The following is a 357-nucleotide window of genomic DNA, read 5'->3' as shown; positions in this document are numbered from 1 at the left end:
AAAATTTCCACCAGCACCTGATTTTGACCAAGTCGAAGCCTATAATCGCTGGGAGCAACAACTGCGCGATAATACCTCAACCCACGAAGCTTGGGTGCCGATCCCGCAATATGACGAACCTTGTAGTGTTAAAGTCCATTTCTTACCTTGCGACGAAGTGAAAATCACCACGTCTTGCAAGGGATATGGCCATCCTGAATATCCAATTAATGAGCCTCATAATTTGAAGGAGCCCGCTGTATGTCCCCAAAAATAACCTTTTGGCAAATTTCCCCCAAACTTGCCTCGCTCTTAATTATCTCTTTTTTCCTTTCCGGTTGTGCCAATGCGGGCTCTTGGGGTGCAAAACCAGAAAAC

At 45.7% G+C, this 357-nt stretch carries 1 protein-coding gene; it reads left to right on the top strand.

Translation table 11 applies throughout. The features are described 5' to 3' along the window. Positions 1-256: DUF3304 domain-containing protein (locus BHE89_RS22465; protein WP_128860782.1), on the top strand; the 256-nt coding region annotated here is incomplete at its 5' end. Between the last annotated feature and the right edge of the window lie 101 nt (positions 257-357).

The sequence above is a fragment of the Shigella sp. FC1967 genome (assembly GCF_001743005.1).
Lineage (GTDB): Bacteria > Pseudomonadota > Gammaproteobacteria > Enterobacterales > Enterobacteriaceae > Proteus.
The sequence above is the reverse complement of the archived record's forward strand: the minus strand, read 5'-3'. Positions and strand labels throughout refer to the sequence as shown.